Annotated in this window: 4 protein-coding genes; all 4 read right to left on the minus strand. The window is 74.6% G+C overall.

Translation table 11 applies throughout. From position 1 onward, the window contains the following. The coding region (locus RIN80_RS19800) for a ThiF family adenylyltransferase (RefSeq protein WP_309096952.1) at positions 1 to 475 on the minus strand (475 nt) is incomplete at its 3' end. Between the two features lie 63 nt (positions 476 to 538). Beyond that, positions 539 to 1,288 (minus strand): spherulation-specific family 4 protein, encoded by a 750-nt coding sequence (locus RIN80_RS19805; RefSeq protein WP_309096953.1) that lies wholly within the window; start codon positions 1,286 to 1,288, stop codon positions 539 to 541. Beyond that, positions 1,276 to 2,235 carry an NAD-dependent epimerase/dehydratase family protein gene (locus tag RIN80_RS19810; protein WP_309096954.1) on the minus strand — a complete coding sequence of 320 codons (960 nt, stop codon included), beginning with the start codon at positions 2,233 to 2,235 and terminating at the stop codon, positions 1,276 to 1,278. Before RIN80_RS19810 ends, RIN80_RS19805 begins: the two co-directional genes overlap by 13 nt. Before the next feature lie 115 nt (positions 2,236 to 2,350). Beyond that, complete coding sequence (locus RIN80_RS19815; protein WP_309096955.1) at positions 2,351 to 3,502, minus strand: hypothetical protein; 1,152 nt, start codon at positions 3,500 to 3,502, stop codon at positions 2,351 to 2,353. Positions 3,503 to 3,782 lie beyond the last annotated feature (280 nt).

Consider the following 3,782-nt stretch of genomic DNA (forward strand, 5'->3'; position numbering starts at 1 on the left):
CGTACGGCTTGTTCAGCAGCACGCAGGCGTCGTTGACCAGGTAGCGGGTCGCGAAGTTGTCCGTGCCGTCGACGATCAGGTCGTACTGGCTGAAGATGTCCATCACGTTGTCGGCCTCGAGCCGCTCTTCGTGCAGGACGACGTTCACGTACGGGTTGATGCCCTTGACGCTGTCGCGGGCGGACTCGGCCTTGGGACGGCCGATGTCGGCCTGGCTGTGGATGATCTGACGCTGCAGGTTCGACTCGTCGACCTCGTCGAACTCCACGATGCCGAGGGTGCCGACACCTGCGGCGGCCAGGTACATCAGCGCCGGCGAGCCCAGGCCGCCGGCGCCCACACACAGCACCTTGGCGTTCTTCAGCCGCTTCTGCCCGTCCATCCCGACGTCGGGGATGATCAGGTGGCGGGAGTACCTGCGAACCTCGTCTACGGTGAGCTCGGCAGCCGGCTCGACCAGGGGTGGCAACGACACGGGGACTCCGTTGGTCGGTCAATCACTACGGTTGTTCTCCCCGTAACACTGCCATGCGCTTTTTCATTCCGAGACACCCGTTCCGACACGCGAGACGAATTCGTCCCAGTAGCCGGGCATGCCCTCCCAGGGGTCGGCGCGCCCGCCGCGGTCCGTGCGGTCGGTGAACCAGACCGTCGCCGCGCCCTGCCAGCGGGCGATGCGCAGGGCCTCCTCCAGATGGGGGCGGGGCACGCCGTGGACGAAGTGGCAGAAGCGCTCGGGCGGGTGGGCTGCGGTCCACTCGGCGACCTGCGACCAGCGGTAGTCGCTCCACGGTCCGGAGAAGGTGACCAGCTGGTCGGCGTGCTCGGCGTAGCCGGGGTGCGGGTAGGTGCCGTGGCCGAGGACGATGTGGGGATCGTCACGGATCACGCGGAGCGTGGCGACGGTGCGGCGGACCTCGGGCAGCTCGGCCCGGTCGGCCGGGCAGCGGTCCAGCAGGTAGCCGTCGACCTGGTACCAGTCGGCGTACCGGTGGGCGTCCGAGATCAGTTCGCCGAAGGCCCGGAAGCCGTACCGGGTGTCGAGGCGGCCGAGGACCCGTACGCCCGCGTTGCGCAGCCTCCCGGCCGCCTCCAGGCAGTGCGGGTCGGGGCGGCTGCCGGGGCCGTCGGCCACGTTCAGCACCACCCAGTGCAACGGGGTGCCAGGGCGGGTGAGTTCTCCCCACTCGGTGGGGGCGAGCAGGGGGTGCGCGTAGCCGGGGACGCCGAGGCCGGGGCGGAGTTCCGTGCTGGACGGGCGGGGCCGTGCGCTGGTCAGATGCGGCATGCCGCCTCCATCCAGATGTCGGCGAGGGACTCCTCCAGGCCGATCCGGGGGCGCCAGCCGAGCCGGTCGCGCGCGGTGCGCACGTCGGCCTGCTGCCAGCTGCCGCAGCCGTCCGGGTACGGGTACGCCAGCGGGGGCGCGTGGTCGGGGTCGGGCCGGGGGTGCCCGATGGCCGGGCGCAGGGCGCCGGGCGGGCCGTCGAGCTCGTGGAGGGCACCGCCGTATCCGGCGACGCGGGCGAGGACGGCGGCGGCGTCGCGCAGGCGCACGGCGCGGCCGGAGCCGATGTTGATGACGCCCTGCGCGGCGGAGAGCGAGGCGGCGTGGACGGCCCGGGCGACGTCGCGGACGTCGACGAAGTCGCGCTGGGCGCCGAGGCCGCCGAGTTTCAGCTCGCCGTCACCGGACTGCATGGCGCGGCGCATGGCCTCGGCGAGACGCCCGAGCGGGGAGCCTGCGGGGGTGCCGGGTCCGGCCGGTGAGAAGACGCGCAGGACGACGGCGTCCAGGCCGGAGCCCAGGACGAGTTCGGTGGCGGCGAGTTTGCTGACGCCGTACGGGCCGCCCGGGCGGGGCACGGCGTCCTCGGCCGTGGAGGAGCCGGGCTGGCTGGGGCCGTACTCGGCACTGCACCCGATCTGCACCAGACGGGCGCCGCAGCCACTGCGGCGCAGGGCCTCGCAGACGGTGGCCACGGCGACGGTGTTGTGGCGGGTGAGTTCGCGGGCGCCGCCGCGGGTGGCACCGGCGCAGTTGACCACGACGCCCGGATGGACCGCGTCGAGGAAGCGGGTGAGGGCACCGGGGCTGCCGGACGCGAGGTCGAAGCGGACGTCGGCGTCGTCGCCGCGGCCGAGGGCGGTGAGCTGGACGGCCGGGTCGGCGAGCAGACGGTCGGCGACGAAGCGGCCGATGTAGCCGTTGGCTCCGATCAGCAGGACTCTCATCGCGCGGCTCCCGGGGTGGCCGGGGCTCCTGGGTGGGTGATCATGTCGTTCTCCTAGGGGGCGGGTGGGACGGTGTGGCGAGTGCCTGCGGCGGTGGGACCGCCGTCGGAGGCGGTCACCGCTCGGGCTCCGCGGGTGCGTGGGCCGAGGCCCGGGTCAGCTTGCGCGTCGCGTGGACCAGGAGGGCGAGGGCCGCCGCTGTGCAGACGAGGGCCGGCACACTGCCGGCGCCCCAGGCGGTGACGAGCGTTTCGACCGGCGTGGCCAGGAAGCCGCAGCCGGGGAGGCGGGAGGTGAAGACCAGGGCGAGGGCGGACGCCTGGAGGGTGGCCGTCGCGGTGAGGACGACGGCCGGCGCGTAGGTGAAGCCGTGGACGGTGAGGAGGCGGGCCAGGAAGAGGAGGGCGCCCAGGGTGAGGGCCTCCAGGTAGGCCGCGGGCTCCCCGAGGACCGTCGCGCAGAGGGTGAGCAGGACCGCGAGGACGCCCAGGAACAGGGCGAACGAACCGAGCAGGAGCGGTCGTACGGCCGCGGCGAAGTCTTCCAGGCCCCGGCTCGACGCCAGTGTGCGGCGGGCGCGCGCGGTGAGGAGATGGGCGGTCCAGGCCGCCGGCGCGCAGGCCAGGGTGAGGGCGAGGACGGGGGCGACTGTGACGGGCCACGGCCCGTCGGCCGACCCGGTGGGCAGGGCGTCGGGACCGCCGGCGATGGCACTGAGCAGCAGGCCGTTGCCCAGGACGGCGTAGGCGGCGAGCCACAGGGTCCACGGGGTGGTCCGGCCGGGAGCCGCACCGGGCCGGGGCCCGGGTCGGCCCTCGCCGGTCCTGCTCAGCGGGCCCCGGCGCAGGGCCGCGCGGAGAGCCAGGGCGACGGCGAGGAAGCCGACGCCGACCGCGATCAGACGGGTCCGGCCCTGGGTGAGCTGCGCGGCGGCCACGGCGGCAGCGCACAGGGCGCCCGGCAGCAGCGTCAGGAGGACCCAGGCGGCGCGCACCCGGGGGACGGGGGGAGCGGTGGGTCGCGGCGCGTCCCCGTCCCGGGAGGCCCGCGCGTACATCTCCTCCGCCAGGGAGAAGACGTCCCGGTGACGGAAGCGGGCGGCGGTGCGGTCGGTGATGCCGTGGGCTTCGAGCCCCGCGGCGATCTCCAGAGGGTCGACGGCACGCTCGCAGAGGTCCCGGTGACGGTGCATCAGCGCCTTGACGGGGTCGGCGGCACCTCGGCGGGGCGAAGGCGGCTTGAGGTCGGAACCGCTCCCCCGGCTCACGGACGGCCCGCGATCCCGTCCCGCCTCCCGACTCACGGACGGCCTGCCGTCCCGTCCCGCCTCCCGACTCGCGGACGGCCTGCCACCGGCGTCGACGCTCCCGCTCGTGGACGGCTTGGGACCGACGTCGGTCTGCCGCCCCGGGGACCCTGTGCCGTCGACATCGGCCTGCCACCGCGAGGACCCTGCACCGTCGGTGCCGGCCTCCCGTCCCGGGGAGGCCTGACGATCAACGCCGGCACCCTGGCCCAGGGCTACGCCGCGATCGGCCTCGGTCCCG

The sequence above is a fragment of the Streptomyces sp. genome, from assembly GCF_031181705.1.
Taxonomy (GTDB): Bacteria; Actinomycetota; Actinomycetes; order Streptomycetales; family Streptomycetaceae; genus Streptomyces.

What these genes read in the sequence shown, in the direction of transcription:
- RIN80_RS19805 (WP_309096953.1), bottom strand. Translation starts at nt 1,288, where the DNA reads ATGCCGCATCTGACCAGCGCACGGCCCCGCCCGTCCAGCACGGAACTC.
- RIN80_RS19810 (WP_309096954.1), bottom strand. Translation starts at nt 2,235, where the DNA reads ATGAGAGTCCTGCTGATCGGAGCCAACGGCTACATCGGCCGCTTCGTC.